Below are 19,509 nucleotides of genomic sequence, written 5' to 3'. Positions count from 1 at the left end.
ATAAGTTTCGATCGGCTGTCCATTAGCATCCGTTTTTTGAGTGCCGTCGTTATTTAGTTGATACAGACCAATGGAAAATAGCTGCATGACTTCGCGTGCATAATTTTCGTCCGGAACTCGGTTGATCCTCGGATCTTCCTTTTTATTGCCTAAAGTGCTCAAAAATACGCCCATCGCGGGATTAAGCGTGATGTCTTCCAGTAATTTCCGAAAATTTGCCAAATGCGTTGCTGTTAAGTTGGTCCCAATAATAACCCATGGCACTTGACCGCCAATTGAACCCTATTCCCGAACCTGAAACGACCAAAAATTCTGACAAGGCGAATGCAACCCGTTTGCGTACCGCGTCGGGGCTTGTCATCAGCTGGTTCCAGACCATGAAATCGGCAGGTAGCGAACTGTAAAAATACTCTTCGACTGTGACTTTGTCGTAATTCCGCGCTGACATCCATGCAAGTCCCGTTTCGGCAATTGGCATATCCAGTTGCTTGTCAAGCCACGCGGCGTAACCAACCGATTTTATGTCGGTGATTTCCGCTTCGGTCACACTCAAGCTTGCTTTCAGGATGAAGCGTGCAGCTTCGGCGTCGGTCGCTGGCTTGGGAATGACGGCTACAGGGGGTGGAGCCGGGGCGGGTGCGGAGCTGGTGCTGCCACCTCCACCACATGCGGCAGTCGCAAATGCTGCCGCAGGAATTGCGTATATGGCGGGTGACCGTTTTGTTGCAGCATCTTCAGATGCGATGTCTTCAAACGCCAAAGCGGCATCGGATGGCGCAATTACCTCCAATAATCCGTCGCTATTGACGGGGTATAGTGCTTCTTTCATCAAACCCTCCAATGACCAGTTGAAACCACACCGACGCAGACCGGAAGGACTTCATGATGGTTGAACAAATACAACGAGTTAATGAATCTAGGGTGCCTGCGGATGGTTAAATGTACCTTAACTGCAATTCTTTCGCATCGGCGGCGGCAGAAGGATTTGTTAACCATTTATCAATTTGTCCCTGTTAGCCATTTTATATGGTCAACAGGCTCATCTTTCCGTCCGTTTTCGTAGTTCTGGGAATTGCGTTTTCCCCCGCTACGGCGCACGCTGACGTGTTCGAACTGGCAAATGATGGCAATCTCGTCGAAGTCTCCCGCCCTGCGTGGCAGCCTAAATCGTTAACTGTTGTTAACGACCAGCCTGAAAATGCAGCTTCGCAGCCGCTCGAAATCTCCGATTCGCTTAACGAGATTCGTCAACATATCAGGATGGCGGCTGCTCGTTACGGCGTCGACAGCAATCTGGTCGATGCGGTGGCCTGGCAGGAATCACGATATAACCCGCGCGCGCAGTCGTCGGCTGGTGCAATTGGTGTAATGCAACTGATGCCCGGAACTGCCCGACAGTTGGGTGTTCGCAATCCGCATGATGTCCAGCAAAATGTCACTGGCGGAACAGCATATCTTCGCGAACAGCTTGAACGGTTTGGTAATAATGTCCCGCTTGCACTCGCGGCTTATAACGCGGGGCCGGGGGCAGTACTAAAATACGGTGGTATTCCGCCCTATCGAGAAACACAGAATTACGTTCGGCAGATTATCCGGCGAATGTCGGCAACGTCGGCATTTCGCACAGGATATTGATTGAGGTTTATGATGACACATAAAATGAGCAGTTTTACCGGACTCGCCGCGTTGGCACTTGCCCTTCCACAAAAGGCATTGGCTCAAGTGTCTAATATAGATCCGCAAGGGTCAGGTCCGATCGTAAATGCCCTTGGCTGGATGCAGGGTACGTTGTTGGGCAATGTCGCGACCACCGCAGCTGTTATTGCCGTTGCGGTTGTGGGCCTGATGATGCTGACTGGCCGAATGAACTGGCGGTTTGGCGCAACTGTTATCGTTGGTTGCTTTGTGTTGTTCGGGGCCACGGCCATCGTTTCGGGAATTCGCGTCGCAGCGGTTGGGGGCTAAACCATGACTTCACTTAACCGCACGCCGATATTCAGGGCGCTGACGCAGCCGCAAATGTTCGCTGGCGTAACCTATAGCTATTTCATTATTAACTTGGTCGTGACGACCGAATTGTTCCTGATTACCCGGTCTTTTTGGGCAATACCGACTGCGGCCATCATCCATGGTATAGGCTACATGGCTTGTTTACGAGAACCGCGCGTTTTTGACCTTTGGATCACAAAAGTAAGTCGTTGTGGTCGCACCCGCACCCACGATCTGTGGCGCTGCAATAGCTACAGGCCTTAATCCATGAGCACGTCCTCACAAAAAGCCACAAAGCTTGACCCGCGTGCGGGTGACCGTTTGCCTTATGTCGGGCACATGGACAATCACACATTGATGATGCGTACCGGCGATCTGATCCAAATGATTCAGATTGACGGCATCGCCTTTGAAACGGCGGACAGCGAAACATTGAACCATATGGCTGCGGTCCGCGATGTCGTAATGCGCGGCATAGCAAATTCAAATCTGATGCTATATTGTCATGTGATCCGCCGACAGGTCACTGCGGACTTGTCTAATGAGCAACCCGAAGGCTTCGCCCGCGACCTTGATGACGCCTGGCAACAACAGCTTCGCAGTAAAAGGTTGTATATCAACGATATCGTTGTGACGTTGGTACGCCGTCCTGCGCGCGGCAAAGTCGGTTTTATTGAGCGACTTACCAAATGGGGTAACAGCAAACGTAACAGCACCGAAAGACTGGCAGAGCAAGCGAGGGACTGGCGCGACCTCGACGCTGCACGCACCAACCTGCTATCGGCTTTGGCGCGCTATGGGCCGCGCACCTTGGGGCGTTATCTTGGCCCAAGCGGCGTTTGCTCAGAACCGATGGAGATTTTGTCGGCATTATACAATGGCGAGATGCAGCCAGTTTTGAACCCCGTTGGTGATGCCGGGTACTATCTGCCATATAAGCGGATTAGTTTCGGACTTGACGCCCTCCATTTGAAGGGCGCAAGCGCAGACACTTCGCGGTTTGGTGCTATCGTGTCGATCAAGGATTATCCTGCCAATACGTCACCGGGTATGCTCGACAATTTGTTACGGTTGCCGCACGAGCTGACAATGACCGAAAGCTTTGCTTTCATTGACCGGCAAATTGCAGACGAGCGTATCGGTCTTGCACTCCGCCGGTTACGCGCAGCTTCAGACGAAACTACAACCTTACGCCAGGGGCTTTTGGGTGCCAAAGACGATTTGACGGGTGGCGCTGCGGCGTATGGCGAACATCATCTCACAGTGCATGTTCGCGCCATGACACTGGCGGCACTGGATGCGGCTGTTGCAGATGTGCAGGCTTCGCTTGCTGACATTGGCGCCGTATCGGTGCGCGAGGATATTAATCTTGAAAGTGCTTTTTGGGCGCAGTTCCCAGGCAATGCAGAATTTATTGCGCGCAAGGCTTTGGTATCGACAGCCAATCTCGCCAGCCTCATTTCGCTCCATGGTTTTCCAATTGGCGAGCCGGCAGGTGGTCCGTGGGGCGAACCGATTACTGTCCTCGAAACGACATCCAGCACGCCTTATTTCTTCAATTTGCACAGCGGCGATCTTGGCAACTTTACGCTGATCGGTCCATCCGGTTCGGGTAAAACGGTCGTTCTGAATTTCCTGATCGCTCAGGCGCAGAAATTTCAACCGCGCACATTTTTCTTTGACAAAGACCGTGGCGCCGAGATATTTATTCGCGCAATCGGCGGACATTATGATGTCCTTCGGCCCGGTGCGCCAACTGGTTTTAATCCGCTACAGTTGCCCGAAAACGCCGCAAATCGAGCCTTTTTGCGTCAATGGCTCACGCAGATGTTAACGCCTGTGGGCGGGCAACTCACCGCCGATGAAAACGCGATTATCGCCAGTTCTGTCGACGCAAATTTTGGCCAACCCTCAGAGTTTCGGCAATTGCGCTACCTGGTGGAGCTTCTGGCTGGAGGCGCGCGCCCCGTTCGCGGTGACCTCGCATCGCGGCTTGCCCCTTGGTACGGTGCAGGCGAACATGCATGGTTGTTTGACAATCCGGTGGATCAACTAAGTCTTGATACCCGCACGGCCGGCTTTGACATGACCGCGTTGCTCGACAGCCCAGCTTTGCGCACGCCGGCGATGATGTATCTTTTCCACCGTGTCGATGAACGGCTGGATGGAACGCCGTCGATGATCGTGATCGACGAAGGGTGGAAGGCGCTTGATGATGAAATTTTTGTTCACCGGTTAAAAGACTGGATGAAGACGATCCGCAAACGCAACGGGGTCGTGGGCTTTGCTACGCAAAGCGCGAGCGATGCGATCGAAAGCAAGATTGCGGCGACCATTATCGAACAATCTGCCACGCAGATGTTCATGAGCAATCCTAAGGCCCAGGCGTCGGATTATTGCGATGGCTTCGGCTTGACCGAGCATGAATTGGACCTCGTACGGTCTTTGCCTGAACATCTGCGTTGTGTGCTTATAAAACAAGGCGGAAACAGCGTCGTAGCCCGTTTGGACATGGCAAATATGCCTGATGCGATCACTGTGCTATCAGGACGGGAAACCAGTGTACGCAAGCTCGACGAGCTTCGCCGCGATCATGGCGATGCGCCGTCCGAATGGATGCCGCAGCTGCTAAGAGCCGCCGAAGAAGGTCCGTCCGTACTTTGGGCCGCTGCGAAGACCGGGACACGCGGATAATGGCTGAGTGCGCTGCCATAAATCCTGTCGCTGGCGCTGCAGAAACTATGGTGACCAGCGTCGATTGCTACATGCAGTCGACCGTGCAGAGCGGCTATGCCAATTTGCTTGGCCAAGGAAGCGTGTTTAGCAGTGCGCTCACAATTGCATTGACGCTGTATGTGGCGCTGCTGGGTTACAGGCTTATTTTTGGACGTTCGACGCTCAGCATGGGCGAAATGATGCCACGCATGATCATGATTGGCGCGGTGCTCACACTTTCGAGTAATTGGGCGACCTACCAAGTCCTTGTGTATGATGTCCTGACCGACGGACCACAAGAAATCGTCCGCGCAATCAATCCGTCAGATAGCAGCGTCGGGGGCATTACGCAGCAGATTGACGTCCTTTCGGGCCGGATGGTTGACTTGGCTGATGCCTGGACAGAGTTCGATGCGCGGCCTGACCAGGTTTTGCCTGATGGGACGATACCGGAGCCAGAGGCGCTACCTACAACCGCAGCGGGTATCACCGCATTTATCGCACCCAAAGACTCGCTTGGTCCGAACATGCTGTTGATAAGCGCGCTGTTTTTGGTGCTGGCGTCGGCTGGTGTGTTGGTTGTGGCGAAGATCATCCTTGGCTTGCTGCTATTACTTGGCCCCATTTTTGTAGTCCTTGGACTGTTTGTTGCGACACGTGGATTGTTGATTGGATGGGGCAGGGCTGCGGTCTTAATGGCTTTAGTGCCAGTGATGGCAATGATGACGTCCGCTGGCGCCGTGGCCCTGCTTGAGCCTGTCCTGGCACAAATGTATGTGGCAGCAGCGCAGGGTGAATTTTCATTGCGCGGTGCAATGACGATATTAGTTATTGTGCTCGTAATGGTTGCAGTGTCTGTGCAATTATTCCGCGTTGGCCGCACAATCGTGAGCGGCTGGACGTTGTCGGCCGGTCATCAGCGTACAGCCGATAACGTGGTGTCCGTTCAACCCAGTGCCGAAGCAATGTCATCGGGCAATGTGGTTTATAACGAACGCATGCAGTCATTGGTCGGCGCAATTGAACGGTCGGCAATCGTGACATCAAACATAAGCTCCGCGAGCCAGCGTGCGATTATGTTGCCACATCGGTTTAATGGCGACGCAGTCCAGGCCGGTCAGCAGAACAGCCACGCCGACCGCCGTATTTCGCGAGGACCAGTCAAGCCGGTCCGCGCCCCCATCAAAGCCATCAGGAACGCAGCATGACCGGAAAACATCTTTGGCTTGCCCTCATGGGCTTCGCAGTAACTGTACCTGCGTTTCTGCCAACGGCAACGTCAGCGCAGGTTATGTCGAACATCCGTTATGTCGACTATAGCCCTGACGCTATCATTCGCCTGACGGGCCATACCGGTTATCAAATGATGTTGGAATTTGAACCGGGCGAAAAAATCGAAACTGTTGGTATTGGCGATTCTTCGGGCTGGCAAGTCACGCCAAATGGCGCTGGGACAATCATGTTCCTGAAGCCAATTGGCCTCCCCCCAACGACAAACCTTTCCATCATCACAAACCAACGGCGATACAATCTGGAACTTGCTGCGAAATCGGGGCTGCGCGTGCCCCAAAGCCAGATCACGTATTCAGTGCGGTTTCGCTATCCCCAAAAACCGCAATCAGCTGAAGACACGACGCCCCCGGTACTGATTGCGACCCCTCCAGAATCGTGGAACCGGGCGTATACCTATGACGGCGCGAGGGCAAACGTACCCGAACAGGTGTTTGACGACGGGAAAACTACTTATTTCCGGTTTGCATCGGGATCATCGGCGCCTGCGATTTTTAGCATCACTCCCGATTCAGGGGAAAGCATCGTAAATTTCTCTGTGCGCGGACCTTACACCGTGGTCGAGCAAATCGCGCCTCAATTTGTCCTGCGGCAAGGCAAGGAAGTCACATTTATATTTAACGACGCTTACACGTTGCCGATCCCTGGCGCTGATGCACCGCGGCAACGCGCTCCAGACAAGAAATGTAAAAAATCAAGCTGCATGCCGACGGAGGCAAAGCCATGACTACCCTTAAGTCAGGAAGTGCTGACCCTCGCTTGGCCATGGACGCAAGTGTGCTCGAAAACGCCAACCAGCGCATATTATCACCTGTCTCAATGCCCGCAGGCCTGTCACCGGGAATTAAACTAGGCATTGTGGGCATCGGGCTTCTCGGGGTCTTAACGTTTACCACCTTGGCAACGAGCCGCAGTGACGCCAGCCAGTCGGTCAAAGCTGCCGTTGTTGCACCACCTGCAAAGGCTGTCCCACAAGGCGGCTTTGTACCGCCTGTACCCCTGCGGCCTGGCCCGCCTGAATTGCCTGCGCCGACGCTAATGCCGCCGCCGGCCAATAATACCGGCGTGCCAACATTTGGAATGGTTGCACCACGTGCCGCTGGCGTTAATCGATTTGAATCGCCGGGTGTGGTCGTCGACAACACCAAAGGAACCGCAGGATCGTTGCCAGCGACGCCGGGTCTTGCTGGTGTTAAAAATGATGATCTGACCGCGGAGGACAAATTTGCTGATCGGGTTGCCGCTGGCGAAAATGCACCGGCACGCGCCGTCCGTATCGCCAATAGCAGCTTCACCGTGCCTCAAGGAGCCATCATTGCTGGCGTGCTTGAAACGGCAATAAACTCTGATTTGCCAGGCTATGTTCGGGCAGTTGTCAGCCGCGATGTAATGGGGTTTGATGGTCGGCGCGTGCTCATTCCAAGTGGGAGCCGCCTGATCGGTCAATACCGTTCCGGCCTTGCCGCAGGGCAGTCGCGTGCGTTCATTGTTTGGACGCGCCTTACCCGCCCAGACGGTGTCACCGTCGCCCTTGGTTCCCCTGTAACCGACCCGTTAGGGCGTGCAGGTTTGACCGGAAAAGTGGACAGCCATTTTCTGAAACGTTTTGGATCGGCGATTTTGTTATCTGTTGTGGAATCAGGGCTTGGTCTTTTGCAACGCGGCGGGAATGACGTCGTCGTCCGCACCGCCGACGACGCCAAAAGCGTAGCCGGGATCGCGCTCCAACGGGACATCAATATCCCGCCAACGGTAAAGGTTGCGCAAGGGACCACTATTCGAATTTTTACTGCGCGCGATCTCGATTTCTCAGGCACCGACGGTGGCATGCAATGAATCAAATGACCCCGATCACCGCTGATACCGGGAATGTGTATTTAAATAGCTATCTCGCCCCGTTTAGCCAGTGGCTGGCTGCCGGGGACGTTACTGAAATATTGGTCAACCGTCCGCACGAAGTATGGGTGGAGCGTCTCGGGTTGGCAGAGATGGAGCGCCACTATGCGCCACAAATTGACAAACAACTGCTTGAACGCCTTGCGCATCAAATTGCCCGAATAAATAATCAGGGCGTGAGCCGCGCCAACCCGCTGCTCGCTGCCATCTTGCCGGGCGGCGCGCGCGTACAAATGGTGTTACCGCCTGCAACGCGCGGAGAGGTTGCTCTCGCAATCCGAAAGCACACGTTGCAGGACATGACGCTCGAAAACTATGTCGAGCAAAGCCAGCTTCCGTCGCAGATGTCTGAAACGCATTGCGCGGACGGCACTTCATTGTCGGTGCTATTGCAGAAACGCGATTTTCTGGGCCTTTTTCGTCAAGCGATTGCGTCTCGCAAGACAATTCTTATCTCCGGCGGTACGTCATCAGGCAAGACAACATTGCTGAACGCGCTGTTAAAGGAGATGCCGAAAAACGAACGGCTTATCGCCATCGAAGATACGCCGGAAATCAAGCTTGGCGGCTATAATGCACTGGGTCTGATCGCGGTCGCAGGTGACCAGGGTGAAGCGAACGTAACCATTGACGATCTCATGCGTGCGTCTTTGCGCATGCGGCCTGACCGGCTGATTGTCGGCGAATTGCGTGGTCGAGAGACTGTTACGTTCCTTCGCGCTATCAACACCGGCCATCCAGGATCAATCAGCACTGTTCACGCTAATTCCCCGCATGGCGCCCTGGAACAAATTGCTTTCATGTGCATGCAGGCCGGGCTTGGACTTGGTCGGCAAGAAACGATGGATTATGCGCGCTCAATGATCGATGTGATTATTCAACTTGACCGGACAAGCGGCAAGCGATCCATTACTTCAGTCGAGCTGGCTAATCCGGCCGTAGATTGAACGTTGTAGCTCTTCAGATCGTCAAAATTCTGTGTCCGTTCGTTAGTATTAAATTTGCTCACACAAATATTCGAATTTGGATGCAGATCTATTTAGCTGCAGAGGTTTGCATAACTTCGCGTGCGTGACCTCGCCTGATTGCAGGAACGGGGGTTAAACAAGAAATTTAAAATCGCTGTGGAACTTAGTCCAAAGGTTGAGGTTGTTAAAAAGTCGTTAATGATAGCTGGGCGCGCAATCGAAAATGACAATCAACAAAACAAAAGGAATTATCTATGCGCAAAAAACTTTCTTATCTGTCGACCGTTATCGTCGCGTCCGTCATGGCGACAACTGCTAACGCAGCCACAATTGTAATTGATACCAGTGTGCCAGCCGGTGGGTTCACTAACGATAACGTTACGTGCTTGACGACAACACCTTGTAAATTTTCCGACTCAGGTACTTTCGTGACACCTACCGGGTTCGGACTAGTGACCCTTACAATTAGCACTGCGGTAGCCGGTATGAATAATTTGACAAATATCGATTTCAGCTCAGTGTTGTTTAACGGCGTCGCGTTTGCGCTTTCGCCAAATGGAGACGTCGAGTTTGGTTCACTTTCTAACCAGGTTTTGGCGCTTAATGGAACTAATACGTTAGTTGTTAACGGAACAACGGGTGGTAATGCTTCATACAGAGGCACGCTGTCTTTTGCCCAAGCCGCTGCTGTACCCGAACCCGCCGCTTGGATGCTTATGTTGCTCGGCATGGCCGGCATCGGATTCTCCATGCGCCGCAAAGACAAACAAACATTGCGCGTTCGTTACACCTAATTTGGTCTAAGACGATATTTAGGGTCCAGAACTGCTTCCCCTTTGCGGGTGAAGCAGTTCTGGACTTTTTGTATTTTTAGGTCAAAAGTCGCCCACACATAATCGAACGCATCAAATCATGTCGGAAGTTAATCTTCATGGAAACATATTGGGATTGGTTGACGGTCATCACGTTTGCCGGATTAGCAACATTGTTGCTACAACGATCAAGTGAAGAAGAGCCCCAAGACGAGTTATGGCAATATGCGCCGCCAGCAATTGGTTGTGCTGTGACAAATTACTTTGGGAATGAAGGCCAGCATTTAATCGCAGGCGCACTGTTTATCGGGGTCATTTCTTACATATTTGTAATTTTGAAAGTCAGATTGCCCAAGCTGTGAGAATTTTTATATCTCTGAAATAAAAGAGATTTTAACTCAAATCAGTCTTTGACAATTACTTTTTCGTCAATCAACAACTTTGGACGTTTCTGGTCTGCTTGTATTTCGGATATCCCCGGAGCATTAATCTTCGAAGAGGGGGTGATCAGCGCATCGGTCAGATTCTGTTCATCTGCAATAATGCGTGATGTTACCTTGTCAGGTTGGGGTGTGACTGAATTTGTGTCCTCTGCCACAGGTAGAAATTCGATGGCATTGGGGATAGCGCTACTTTCGTTATCCAGTTGCACGGCTTGAGAGAATGCGCGTCGGCGACCCCAAGAACCCTTCCATTTGTAAAATATATGCGTCCCGATTTGGGCCACCTTATCAAGGGATGGGGCCCAATAAGGCAAAACATAATTCGCGTGATAATGTGTCGCCATGCCTACCGATGGTTCGACAACGCCTGATATCGCCCCGAGAGCAATTACCCTTGCCTGCTCCCATCGGTCTCGAGAAGGGCGGCGGGCGAGGCTGCCGTCACAGGTAAACGTAAATTGACAGCCGGTTTTACGTTCGGCTCCCTGATATATGACACCGCAAATGCTTTTGGGATACGCAGGATGCCGAACGCGATTCAAAACGACCTGAGCCACCGCGCGCTTGCCTTGGCTCAGTTCATTTCCAGCCTCATAGTAAATGGCCGATGTCAGGCAGTCTGCTGCGTTTCGTCGACCGATGAGTTGCAAGTCTTGGGACGGAAGAACAAGTGGCAATGCCCGCTCAAGCGGCGCGGTGGAGAATGGGAGCTTCTCATTTTCCTGTTTGGCTTCTTCAGGAAGCAATGGCTTATAAATCTGCAATTCCGGACTTGGCGGCCACGCGGTTGCATTTTGGCGCACTGGAGCGCCACCACGTTGCCGATTCGTGGGCGAATGCTCCGAATACCAGAGTCCAGCCGTCGCACCAGATATTAACAATATCCCGATAGTAGTGTTTCGCAGACGCCGTCTTTTGGGGGGTTCAATAAATTTATTTGGCATCTTTAAGAATTAATCTCATTATATTTCCCAGTATATACATTAGAAACGCATATAAATTTACCGATAACTAAGCTTATAATTGTGCATCAATTTTAAAGTGATATAACGTAAATGGGTGCTTTTGCAAAACGCTGGTAATAAATTTATCCCTGGCTGGAGCTATATTTGAAACACGATTTTGTTGAGTTGTCGCCGAAACCTGAAGTATCGGGGACAGTCAGCCGTTTAATTTCAAGGTTGAACTGGCAGTCTGTCTTATTGATCCTGGGGCTCGTGTCATTTTGTCTGCCGACCATGAAGTTTGTTATCCAGCAATCCTGGTCGGGCGAGGAGGGTGCGCATGGTCCCATTGTGCTCGCAACGGGTCTGTGGCTCGTCGTGCGCGAGTGGGAATACGCGCGGTCGTTTGCAAAGCCTGCACCTGTCAGGCCTGTTTGGCTGCTTCTGGCGATATTTGTTTCGCTCCAGATTTTTGCGCGCATTACCCAGATTGTGGAGCTTGAAGGCTATTTTATGTACTTCACTATTCTGGTGGTGCTCTATGCTCTCATCGGCTTTGAATCATTACGGAAACTGTGGTTTCCGTTGTTCTACATTGCGTTCATTTTTCCTCCACCTGAGACACTTGTCGCACTTGTTACTGTTCCGATGAAGATCTGGCTTTCAAAAGCTGCGATTGGATTTTTGCAGTTGCTTAATTATCCCATCGGCGGGGAGGGCGTTACGATATATATCGGGCAGTATGAACTGCTGGTGGCGGCAGCCTGTTCCGGTATCAATTCTATTGTATCGTTGTCAGCAATATCGCTGTTTTACATTTACATGCGGCACAGGGCAAACTGGCTTTATTCCGGGCTCTTGGTGCTACTCATTGTACCTGTCGCGTTGGTTGCAAATTTCTTCCGCGTACTCATACTGATCCTTTTGACATATCATGCAGGTGAGGCAGCGGCGCAAGGCTTTCTCCATAACTTTGCCGGAGTTGCCATGTTCGCTATAGCGCTTTTGACAATATTTGCTGCTGATGAGGTGCTAAAGCCTTTGTGGGACCGTCTAAGAAACAAGTCTGAGAAGATACCCCAACATGCCTAAAACCCGGGATCATAACAGTTTGCCGTCTAGCAATATTCCTCTCGGTCGCCGCGCGGTGATGGGGGGGATATTGGCACTTGCCTCAGGTATCGCCTATGCGCGGCAACCAAAAGTGTCGATGCCGGTCTTGACGAAGGCTTCGTTTGAAGATCTTGTGCCAGGTCCATTTGGCAACTGGCAGGTTATCTCTGACGGCGAGGTCGTATTACCTCCACCCGACGCTTTGCGTGACCGGCTTTACGATAACCTCGTGACGCGGGCGTACCAAGCCGAGGGAACACCGCCCATAATGGCGTTGTTAGCCTATAATAACCAGCAGGATGGCGTGTTGCAGGTTCACAGACCAGAGGTTTGCTACCCGGTAGGTGGGTTCCAACTCAGCGCTACTGAAAGAATTGATGTTCCGCTCGAGAAGGGGTCTGTCCCTGCTAATATTTTTACCGCCGAAGCTCCAGGGCGCATCGAGCAGGTGATGTACTTCACGCGACTTGGCACCGCATTTCCGCGGTCATGGCTCGAACAACGTATTGCCGTCATAAACGCAAATTTGGCCGGAGACATACCCGATGGAATCTTGATGCGAGTTTCCGTTATCGGGATCAATCAGGAACGCGCGAAACCGATGTTGGAGCAGTTTACGCGCGCATTCATCAGCGCATCACCATCGCGCCTGCAAAAATTGCTGGTAGGATGAAATCAAATAGGAGAATCAATATGAAATACCGCGGACATATTATCGGGGTTGTCTGTATGGCCATGCTCGCCGCAGGCTGCGATAAAAAGCCAGAGGGGCAAGTTGCAGCGGTGGTAAATGGCGACGAGATTACCCTAAAAGAAATCAACGCCGAGATTGGCACTGCCAATATCCCGGAAGGGGCGGATTCCAAGGAAATTCAAAAGGCCGCGCTGCAGCGTATCGTGGAACGTCGGTTACTTGCGCAGGCAGCCCAAGAAGATGGATTGGACAAGACACCTGAATTTCTGATCAGAAGCCGTCAGGTCAATGACGCGTTGTTGGTGCAGCTTCTTGGGCAACGCGCTGAAAAATCGTTTCAAGTGCCGGACCAGGCTGCAATTGACAAATTTATGGCCGACAATCCGTCGATGTTCGCAGGACGCAAAATGTATGTTGTTGACCGCATCCAATTTGCGTTGCCAGCAGACATGTCTAAATTAAAATCCTTGGAAAGCTCTCATTCCATGGAAGAGGTGGCTGCGCAATTGAACAGTCTTGGTATCAAATTTGAACGTGGTCCTGCCAAAATGGATTCGGCGCAATTGGGTCAGCAACGTTTGAACCAGATTTTGGCATTGCCTAGCGGTGAACCGTTCGTCATTCCTGAAAACGGTATGGTCACGGTTGCCATAATAACCGGCGAAAGCCCCTTGGTTGGTAATAAAGCGGAAATGGCTCAAATGGCCACTCAGGCTTTGCGCCGCCAAGCGTTGGGTAAAACACTGGAAGACCGCCTTAAGCAAGCGCGAGCCAAAGGTGACATTAAATATCAGCCCGAATTTGCACCGAAAAATAGTGCTAAATTGGGTGGCAACGTAGCGAGTTAATGCTTGGGTGCGGCGAGATGCATGATTCGCATCTCGCCGCCGCCATTATTGCGCAAAACTTTCATGTTTTTTGGCCTTTGGCCGTCTACGAACGGCTTCTGCGATACAAAACGCCGGCGGCCGCAATCATGATTATACTGCCGAAGCCAAGTATGGCGTTCAATCGTAGGTCAATGAGACGCTCGCCTAAGAATGTGTCGGCATGACGAAATGATGCGGCGCGAATGACAATGAAAGTAATCAATATTCCTAAACCTGCCGAGGCTATTCGTATTTTGGTCGCCAATTTTCACTCCTAATAAGGACCAAGAATGAGACTACTATTTGCTTTGTTTGGATTTCATGAACCGAGACGGACGTCCAAGATTCGTTGGCGCCGGGCAGCGGAGGCGAAGGCCGGTTTCCACCAAAGGTTGATAAGGATGTGATCTGGCGAAGCGGGGTAAGGGCAGGCTTTCCAAGTCTGTATATGTCGAATCGTTAGACATGTTCGACAAAAGATTTTTATCGCTGCGAACATGCTGCAAAACAGCAACGGGCGTCGGCAAGAACAAAAATGTATCATAATCATTGAATGGCACTTGCAGCGTGAGTTGTTTAGACACGCCAGTTATTACGATTTTTCCAAAACCATCAGGATATTGAAATGGGTTTTGTTCTAGGTTTGCTTGCTTGGTTAATCGCTGGCTTGCTGTCAACTATCCTAATATATTTGGCATTCGAGCTGGTGGTTGGATTATATCACTCAGATAAAAGTACGCTGAGGATATCACCTACGACATGGACGGGTGCGATTTTGGTCCCTGCCCATAACGAGGCCTTGAGCATTGCTGATACGGTTACTGCGCTTCGCGCGTCAGCGCCTCAATGTCGGATCGTAGTAGTAGCAGACAATTGCTCGGACAACACTGCCGAACTGGCGCGTTCTGAAGGTGCCGAGGCGATTAGTCGCACTGACCCTACTCGCAAGGGCAAAGGTTTTGCCCTGTCTTTTGGTCGGGACTTTCTTGTGCAATCTCCCCCCGACGCTGTTATCATAATCGATGCAGACTGCAGGCTGTCGCCAGGCAGTGCAGATGCACTTATTGCTCGGGCAGTGCAGAGTAATCAGCCGGTCCAGGGAGTGAATCTGTTGGTTGGTGGCGAAACCCAATCGCCGCTTGCGAGCATTTCGAATTTCGCAATGCTGGTCAAAAACTTGTTGCGCGCGCGGGGTTTGGAACGGTTGGGTGGAGGAACCTTATTGTTTGGAACCGGAATGGCTTTTCCTTGGAAATTGTTCGCCACATGCGACCTCGCTACCTCACACGCAGTGGAGGACCTTCAGTTGGGGTTGTCGCTGGCGAGGCAGGGTATAAGGGTCGGGTTTGAAGGCGAAGCCTTAGTCACCAGCCCAGCCGCCTCGGTCGCAGATAGCGCTGGCCAGCGGAGCCGATGGGAGCATGGTTTTTTGCAAAGCGCCATGCATAATGGTTTGCCAATGCTATTTTCGGGGATCCTCAAGGGTTCGAGGCACTTGATGATGATCGGGGCGCATATGATGGTGCCCCCATTGGCGATGCTCATACTGCTTTGCCTCGTCGCTATACCGGTTCTCGCATTATTGCTGTGGGCTGGGTCAACGTCGCCCGCACCACTGATTACATTAGTCGCCTGCCTCGCCCTGCTATCTGTGGTCTTGCTTGCTGCCTGGTGGAAGGAAGGTCGCAGCGTAATCAGCGGGAGCACTTTGCTGCAGATACCATTTTATGTGCTCTGGAAAGTGCCGATATACCTGCGGTTCTTCACCGCTCGCCAAACCGGGTGGAATCGTACCCATCGGGATGGCGAACAGCCTTAAGTTTATCCCAACGACGCCAAATCAGAAAAATACGTGGTCCTTCGACAAGATAGCGACGCCAAAGTCGATGGGGTTCGCTTCCCAGACGGTGCAACCACTCCAAAGAATATTGTTGCATCCACAAAGGAGCCCGTTTCTTCGCTCCCGTTAGAAACTCCAGCGACGCGCCTATGCACAACGCAACACCGCGGGCACGACCACGTTGGGCTATTTCGTAGCAGCAAATCTCGCTTTGGGGGGCGCCAATTGCGAAAAAGACAATGCCAACACTCGCGCTCTCGACGAACTCTGCGATTTCAACTCTGGCCGCTGGGCTCCTTCGAACACCCATCGGGGGTTGATGGTATATCCATGTGTGCTGCGGATAGAGCCGGGCAATGTGCGCATGCAGCGCAGCATCCCCGCCGATGATTGCACAGCGCCACGAGGTGTCTTTTTGATTTAGCAACTGCCTTGTGAGATCGCTGCCCGGAACAGCCACGACGTTCAAACCTGACTGGCGCCCCAATAGACTGAGAATCCGGCTGTCACATAATGTCATGTCCGCATGTGCGTATGCATTTGTGAGCAGGGGATCTTGTGCGCGATTCAATGCGACCACATGATCGACGTTAGGCGTAACAACGTAAACAAAAGCCGGCGTTGCGATCCACGTCTTTATTATGTCCAGCGCCTCTGCTTTGCTGCAGCTATCAAAATTTAGCCCCAGAAATTCAATCTTTAATCGGTCGCCGGAGGTTTTGTCATTGGGGCGGACATCGGAAATCATCGCGTCACAAGCCTTCCAAAGAGACCGTTTGGAGGCAATTCACCAGGCAGCGTATCTACACCAAATCTTGTTTGGGAGTCGACCAGCCCTTCCTTGGCTTCGGTTACACAGCTTGATTTCGCTTTTGCACAGATATCTGCATACAGCCGCCAACCGCTGTTCAAGGCCGGCGCGGAACGCGTCAGCTTGCGTGCAACGGCAATGGCTTCCCGGCTGCCATTGTGTGCCAGTAGATATTCGGAAAATGCGCGTGAGAGGAGCTCGCTTTGCTTATTTGCATCGAGACCTTGGGCGAAAACACGCCGCACATTAGCGTCGTCATCCATCTCCTGATACACTTTGGCGGTAAGTTGCCACAGATCTGATCTATCGGGGCATTCAGCCGCCGCTCGCTGAGCAACACGCAAAGCATCAGCATTTTTCCGCTTTGAATACCATAAAAAAGCTTGTGTTTTTAGCGCGGAACAATGGGTCTCATCCGCAGCCAGGATCTCCTGCACTATGGTCTGCGCGCGCCTATTTTCGCCTTTGAGTAACGCGAATTGTGCCCGTTCTGAGTCAGCATCTACTCCAGTCATGCCGGCCAAAATACCCGACGCTACAGCTATATTGCCCTTAGACGCAAAATATCGCGCGGTAGCGATGCGGGCGGCTGGAATGCCGGTGGATAAAATATCCTGATATGAGGTGCTATTCAAAGCAGATATCCCATATTCCTGCCAAAGTTCGACGGCGCTTTCAACGTTGAGCGAGGTTGCCGATTTATTTGCTAAGACATTCGCGACTAACGCAGTTGCATCAGCAGATTTACCCGTTTTGTAGAGGAAATTTGCATGATCCAGCTGGATAGCCAGGTCATCGGGCCGAAATTTTTTGAGGTCAGCATATTGCTGTGCCATCATGTTTGGATCACGAAGGGCACGATAAATTTCAAGTCTGGTGAGGGAAACCGCCTCGGTATTGGGGCGCGCACGTTCATACCCCTGCAAGATCTGTGCGGCTTCTTGGGTATCGCCTGAAAGGAAAGAGGCCCTCGCTTTTAACACAACGCCCCCTTCGTTGAGGGGATCGATAGCTAATATTTGGTCCGCGGTGGTGTTGGTCGAGGCATAGTTTCTTTTTATCAATGCGTGTAATCCGCGAACAAGCAGTGCGTCTGTTTGATTGGGGTTCAGCACGAGCAATTTGTTTGTTGCATCTACCGAGGCGTCTAATTGCCCAACTCTCAAGCCCAGTTGCGAGACAGCTTGCAAAGCTTCTTCACTACTGGGGTTCAACGCCAGAGCCTCGCTATAGGCCAAATAAGCGTTTTCAAAGTTGCCGGCCTTGAACTCAATTCGACCCCTTAGCAGGTGATATTCGGACACATCATCCCGCGCTGTGATCGCCCTACCTATGGTTTGTCCCGCTTCGACGAGACGATTCTGTTCGAGCAAAATCTCGGCTTGAGCAGCATATTGCGCAGCGTCTGTTTCTGAGTCCGAACAACCACTTATCGCGCAGGACACAAGCAGCAGCGTGATTGCCGACACAAATTTGGTTAATTTGTTAATTGTTTTGCCCCCGGATTTTCAAACATCTCGACGCTGCAGACTTGGACACCAACTTAACTGAAAAATTTGTATTTTGTTGCACAAAAATCTGCATTGCACCTTTAAATTGCAACCTAATGATGAAGATATTCTAATCAAATCGGTCGAAAATGTTGATTTTGGTCGATACTTATGGGAACAAATCACGGTTTCGGCTATTGGGGTTTCGATTGGCAGGCAATAGGGGCTTCACCAGCGGCGCAAAAGATGCGGTCTGTTCATCCGACACCCTTTTTTAACCTGCCTAGGCCATTATTGGGCTGACCTCATGCTGCCGTTGATAGAGTACTGGAGAGATAATGACCCGAATTTGGCTCATCTTAGCATTGTTTTTGGCCGGGAACGGCGCGTCGCAAGCAATGGCCCAAACAGCAACGGCGACCAGTACGCGCGGAGCGCCAACTACAGCTGATTATCGCATCAACGCCGGCGACCAGTTAGAAATCTATGTCTGGGGCGAGGAGCGGCTTCAGCGAGAGGTTAAGGTGCTACCTGACGGAACCATTGCATTTCCGCTTGTGGGCCAGATCAAAGCTCAAGGTGCATTGCCTTCGGAAATCGAGACACTCATAAGCAATGGGTTGAAGACCCAATATCGTGGCGAGGTTCCCCAAGTCACTGTTTCTGTTGCAGCCCCGAGTGGTATGCAGTTTTCAGTAATGGGACGGGTGAAATCGCCTGGCACTTTCACACCGGGCCGATATGTAAATGTTTTGGAAGCGCTTAGCATGGCTGGCGGGCCAAATGAGTTTGCCAATTTGGATAATGTCTTTGTGATACGAAAGGTCGGCGATCAGCTTGACACGTTTCGCGTTAGAATAGCCGCATTGTTTAAAGCGGGCGCTGACAATGGAGACGTGCTTCGCGCCAATATTCAGCGATTGCAGTCCGGCGATACGGTCATCGTCCCATGAGTCCGGTCGGCCATATTCGACAATTGAGCAAAGCTGCATGCGCATTGGTCCCTGCGATGCTCGTCCTGCCTTCAGGCGCCCTTGCACAAACCGAGCCCCGCGTGACGGTTGATGTCTCGTTGAACGGGACGGCAGACAGCAACCCGTTTCTTGAGACCAATGGCACATCGACATTGTCCGGATCGCTTCAAGTTGACCCCAAGGTTTATTGGGAAGACGAGACGACAAGTGTGGTGGTCGAGGCCAGTGTTCGCATGACTCAGTATCTTCGGCGCTTTGGCAACGACCTCTCTGGACGCGTTGGCGCCACAGCCACCCGGCAATTGAGCACCCGCACGTCCTTTACTGCTACTGCGGGATATCTGTCCTCGCGTTCAACGCTGAGAGACTTCTTCTTAGGCAGTATCAATGCGCCACTGGATCCGATCGAATTCCCGGACGCAAACTTTACCGATGTGACAATCGCTGGGCGACGGCAGCGGATTGAAACCCTGAACGCTTCGCTCGGATTGAACTATGTTTTAAGTGAAGATGAGACCATCAACGTTTTTGGCGCAACGTCTTATTCCCGCCTGAGTGATACAAATCAACCCGACTACCGAACTGCAAGCATCGGCGCTGGATACGGGCGCCGCTTGTCTGAGCGTACCACAATTAACGCTGGCCTGACGGGCACGCTGGC

22 protein-coding genes are annotated in these 19,509 nt (G+C 51.9%); 16 read left to right on the top strand and 6 right to left on the bottom strand.

The window, feature by feature from the left end; all coding sequences use genetic code 11:
- Together ACLL9E_RS10320 and ACLL9E_RS10315 are read right to left on the bottom strand one after the other, a co-directional pair.
- On the bottom strand, positions 1-174 hold a 174-nt coding region (locus ACLL9E_RS10320; protein ID WP_411291653.1), incomplete at its 3' end, for a DUF1800 family protein.
- Between the two features lie 7 nt (positions 175-181).
- Positions 182-829: a DUF1800 family protein gene (locus ACLL9E_RS10315; protein WP_411291652.1), complete on the bottom strand. Its 648-nt coding sequence runs from the start codon at positions 827-829 to the stop codon at positions 182-184.
- A gap of 197 nt (positions 830-1,026) precedes the next feature.
- Here ACLL9E_RS10315 and ACLL9E_RS10310 point away from each other — a divergent pair, with 197 nt between their 5' ends.
- From ACLL9E_RS10310 to ACLL9E_RS10265, 10 genes are all read left to right on the top strand, one after another.
- A complete protein-coding gene (locus ACLL9E_RS10310; protein ID WP_411291651.1) occupies positions 1,027-1,635 on the top strand; it encodes a lytic transglycosylase domain-containing protein in 609 nt (202 codons plus the stop codon).
- 9 nt (positions 1,636-1,644) lie between these two features.
- The gene (locus ACLL9E_RS10305; RefSeq protein ID WP_411291650.1) at positions 1,645-1,965 is read left to right on the top strand and encodes a TrbC/VirB2 family protein; all 321 of its coding nucleotides are present in this window, start codon (positions 1,645-1,647) and stop codon (positions 1,963-1,965) included.
- A gap of 3 nt (positions 1,966-1,968) precedes the next feature.
- Positions 1,969-2,253 (top strand): type IV secretion system protein VirB3, encoded by a 285-nt coding sequence (locus tag ACLL9E_RS10300; protein WP_411291649.1) that lies wholly within the window; start codon positions 1,969-1,971, stop codon positions 2,251-2,253.
- 3 nt (positions 2,254-2,256) lie between these two features.
- Positions 2,257-4,683 (top strand): VirB4 family type IV secretion/conjugal transfer ATPase, encoded by a 2,427-nt coding sequence (locus ACLL9E_RS10295; RefSeq protein WP_411291648.1) that lies wholly within the window; start codon positions 2,257-2,259, stop codon positions 4,681-4,683.
- Positions 4,683-5,912 carry a type IV secretion system protein gene (locus tag ACLL9E_RS10290; protein WP_411291647.1) on the top strand — a complete coding sequence of 410 codons (1,230 nt, stop codon included), beginning with the start codon at positions 4,683-4,685 and terminating at the stop codon, positions 5,910-5,912. Before ACLL9E_RS10295 ends, ACLL9E_RS10290 begins: the two co-directional genes overlap by 1 nt.
- The gene (locus ACLL9E_RS10285) at positions 5,909-6,721 is read left to right on the top strand and encodes a TrbG/VirB9 family P-type conjugative transfer protein (RefSeq protein ID WP_411291646.1); all 813 of its coding nucleotides are present in this window, start codon (positions 5,909-5,911) and stop codon (positions 6,719-6,721) included. The genes ACLL9E_RS10290 and ACLL9E_RS10285 overlap by 4 nt, the downstream gene beginning before the upstream one ends.
- Complete coding sequence (gene virB10 / locus ACLL9E_RS10280) at positions 6,718-7,830, top strand: type IV secretion system protein VirB10 (RefSeq protein ID WP_411291645.1); 1,113 nt, start codon at positions 6,718-6,720, stop codon at positions 7,828-7,830. Before ACLL9E_RS10285 ends, virB10 begins: the two co-directional genes overlap by 4 nt.
- Positions 7,827-8,837: a P-type DNA transfer ATPase VirB11 gene (gene virB11, locus ACLL9E_RS10275; RefSeq protein WP_411291644.1), complete on the top strand. Its 1,011-nt coding sequence runs from the start codon at positions 7,827-7,829 to the stop codon at positions 8,835-8,837. Before virB10 ends, virB11 begins: the two co-directional genes overlap by 4 nt.
- Positions 8,838-9,112: 275 nt before the next feature.
- Positions 9,113-9,652 carry an FxDxF family PEP-CTERM protein gene (locus tag ACLL9E_RS10270; protein ID WP_411291643.1) on the top strand — a complete coding sequence of 180 codons (540 nt, stop codon included), beginning with the start codon at positions 9,113-9,115 and terminating at the stop codon, positions 9,650-9,652.
- A gap of 137 nt (positions 9,653-9,789) precedes the next feature.
- Positions 9,790-10,032 carry an XrtV sorting system accessory protein gene (locus tag ACLL9E_RS10265; protein WP_411291642.1) on the top strand — a complete coding sequence of 81 codons (243 nt, stop codon included), beginning with the start codon at positions 9,790-9,792 and terminating at the stop codon, positions 10,030-10,032.
- A 41-nt stretch (positions 10,033-10,073) separates the two neighbouring features.
- Here the strand turns inward: ACLL9E_RS10265 and ACLL9E_RS10260 are convergent, their stop codons facing one another.
- A complete protein-coding gene (locus ACLL9E_RS10260; protein ID WP_411291641.1) occupies positions 10,074-10,916 on the bottom strand; it encodes a cell wall hydrolase in 843 nt (280 codons plus the stop codon).
- 306 nt (positions 10,917-11,222) lie between these two features.
- Here ACLL9E_RS10260 and xrtV point away from each other — a divergent pair, with 306 nt between their 5' ends.
- From xrtV to ACLL9E_RS10245, 3 genes are read left to right on the top strand one after another with little or no spacing between them, the layout of a single operon-like run.
- On the top strand, positions 11,223-12,149 hold the full coding sequence (gene xrtV / locus ACLL9E_RS10255; protein WP_411291640.1) for an exosortase V: 927 nt from the start codon (positions 11,223-11,225) through the stop codon (positions 12,147-12,149).
- Positions 12,142-12,843, top strand: a complete 702-nt coding sequence (epsI, locus tag ACLL9E_RS10250; RefSeq protein WP_411291639.1) for an exosortase-associated protein EpsI, V-type — start codon at positions 12,142-12,144, stop codon at positions 12,841-12,843. The genes xrtV and epsI overlap by 8 nt, the downstream gene beginning before the upstream one ends.
- Positions 12,844-12,863: 20 nt before the next feature.
- Entirely contained in the window at positions 12,864-13,712 is an 849-nt protein-coding gene (locus ACLL9E_RS10245; protein ID WP_411291638.1) for a SurA N-terminal domain-containing protein, read from the top strand.
- Positions 13,713-14,032: 320 nt separating this feature from the next.
- Here ACLL9E_RS10245 and ACLL9E_RS10240 read toward each other — a convergent pair whose 3' ends face one another.
- Entirely contained in the window at positions 14,033-14,410 is a 378-nt protein-coding gene (locus ACLL9E_RS10240) for a hypothetical protein (protein ID WP_411291654.1), read from the bottom strand.
- On the opposite strand from ACLL9E_RS10240, the gene ACLL9E_RS10235 reads away from it, so the two are divergent.
- The gene (locus ACLL9E_RS10235) at positions 14,359-15,552 is read left to right on the top strand and encodes a glycosyltransferase family 2 protein (protein ID WP_411291637.1); all 1,194 of its coding nucleotides are present in this window, start codon (positions 14,359-14,361) and stop codon (positions 15,550-15,552) included. The two genes, ACLL9E_RS10240 and ACLL9E_RS10235, sit on opposite strands and share 52 nt — an antisense overlap.
- On the opposite strand, the gene ACLL9E_RS10230 is transcribed toward ACLL9E_RS10235, so the two are convergent.
- Positions 15,497-16,321 (bottom strand): WecB/TagA/CpsF family glycosyltransferase, encoded by an 825-nt coding sequence (locus ACLL9E_RS10230; protein WP_411291636.1) that lies wholly within the window; start codon positions 16,319-16,321, stop codon positions 15,497-15,499. The two genes, ACLL9E_RS10235 and ACLL9E_RS10230, sit on opposite strands and share 56 nt — an antisense overlap.
- Positions 16,318-17,853 (bottom strand): tetratricopeptide repeat protein, encoded by a 1,536-nt coding sequence (locus ACLL9E_RS10225; RefSeq protein WP_411291635.1) that lies wholly within the window; start codon positions 17,851-17,853, stop codon positions 16,318-16,320. The genes ACLL9E_RS10230 and ACLL9E_RS10225 overlap by 4 nt, the downstream gene beginning before the upstream one ends.
- A 359-nt stretch (positions 17,854-18,212) precedes the next feature.
- Between ACLL9E_RS10225 and ACLL9E_RS10220 the strand changes: the two genes are divergently transcribed.
- Together ACLL9E_RS10220 and ACLL9E_RS10215 are read left to right on the top strand one after the other, a co-directional pair.
- A complete protein-coding gene (locus tag ACLL9E_RS10220) occupies positions 18,213-18,827 on the top strand; it encodes a polysaccharide biosynthesis/export family protein (RefSeq protein ID WP_411291634.1) in 615 nt (204 codons plus the stop codon).
- A gap of 23 nt (positions 18,828-18,850) precedes the next feature.
- Positions 18,851-19,509 (top strand): hypothetical protein (locus tag ACLL9E_RS10215; RefSeq protein ID WP_411291633.1); only part of this gene is annotated, 659 nt, incomplete at its 3' end.

Source organism: Sphingorhabdus sp. (assembly GCF_046596595.1).
In the GTDB taxonomy this organism is placed as follows: Bacteria; Pseudomonadota; Alphaproteobacteria; order Sphingomonadales; family Sphingomonadaceae; genus Sphingorhabdus_B.
Note: the sequence above shows the minus strand (reverse complement) of the source record. Positions and strands in the feature narration are given on the sequence as shown.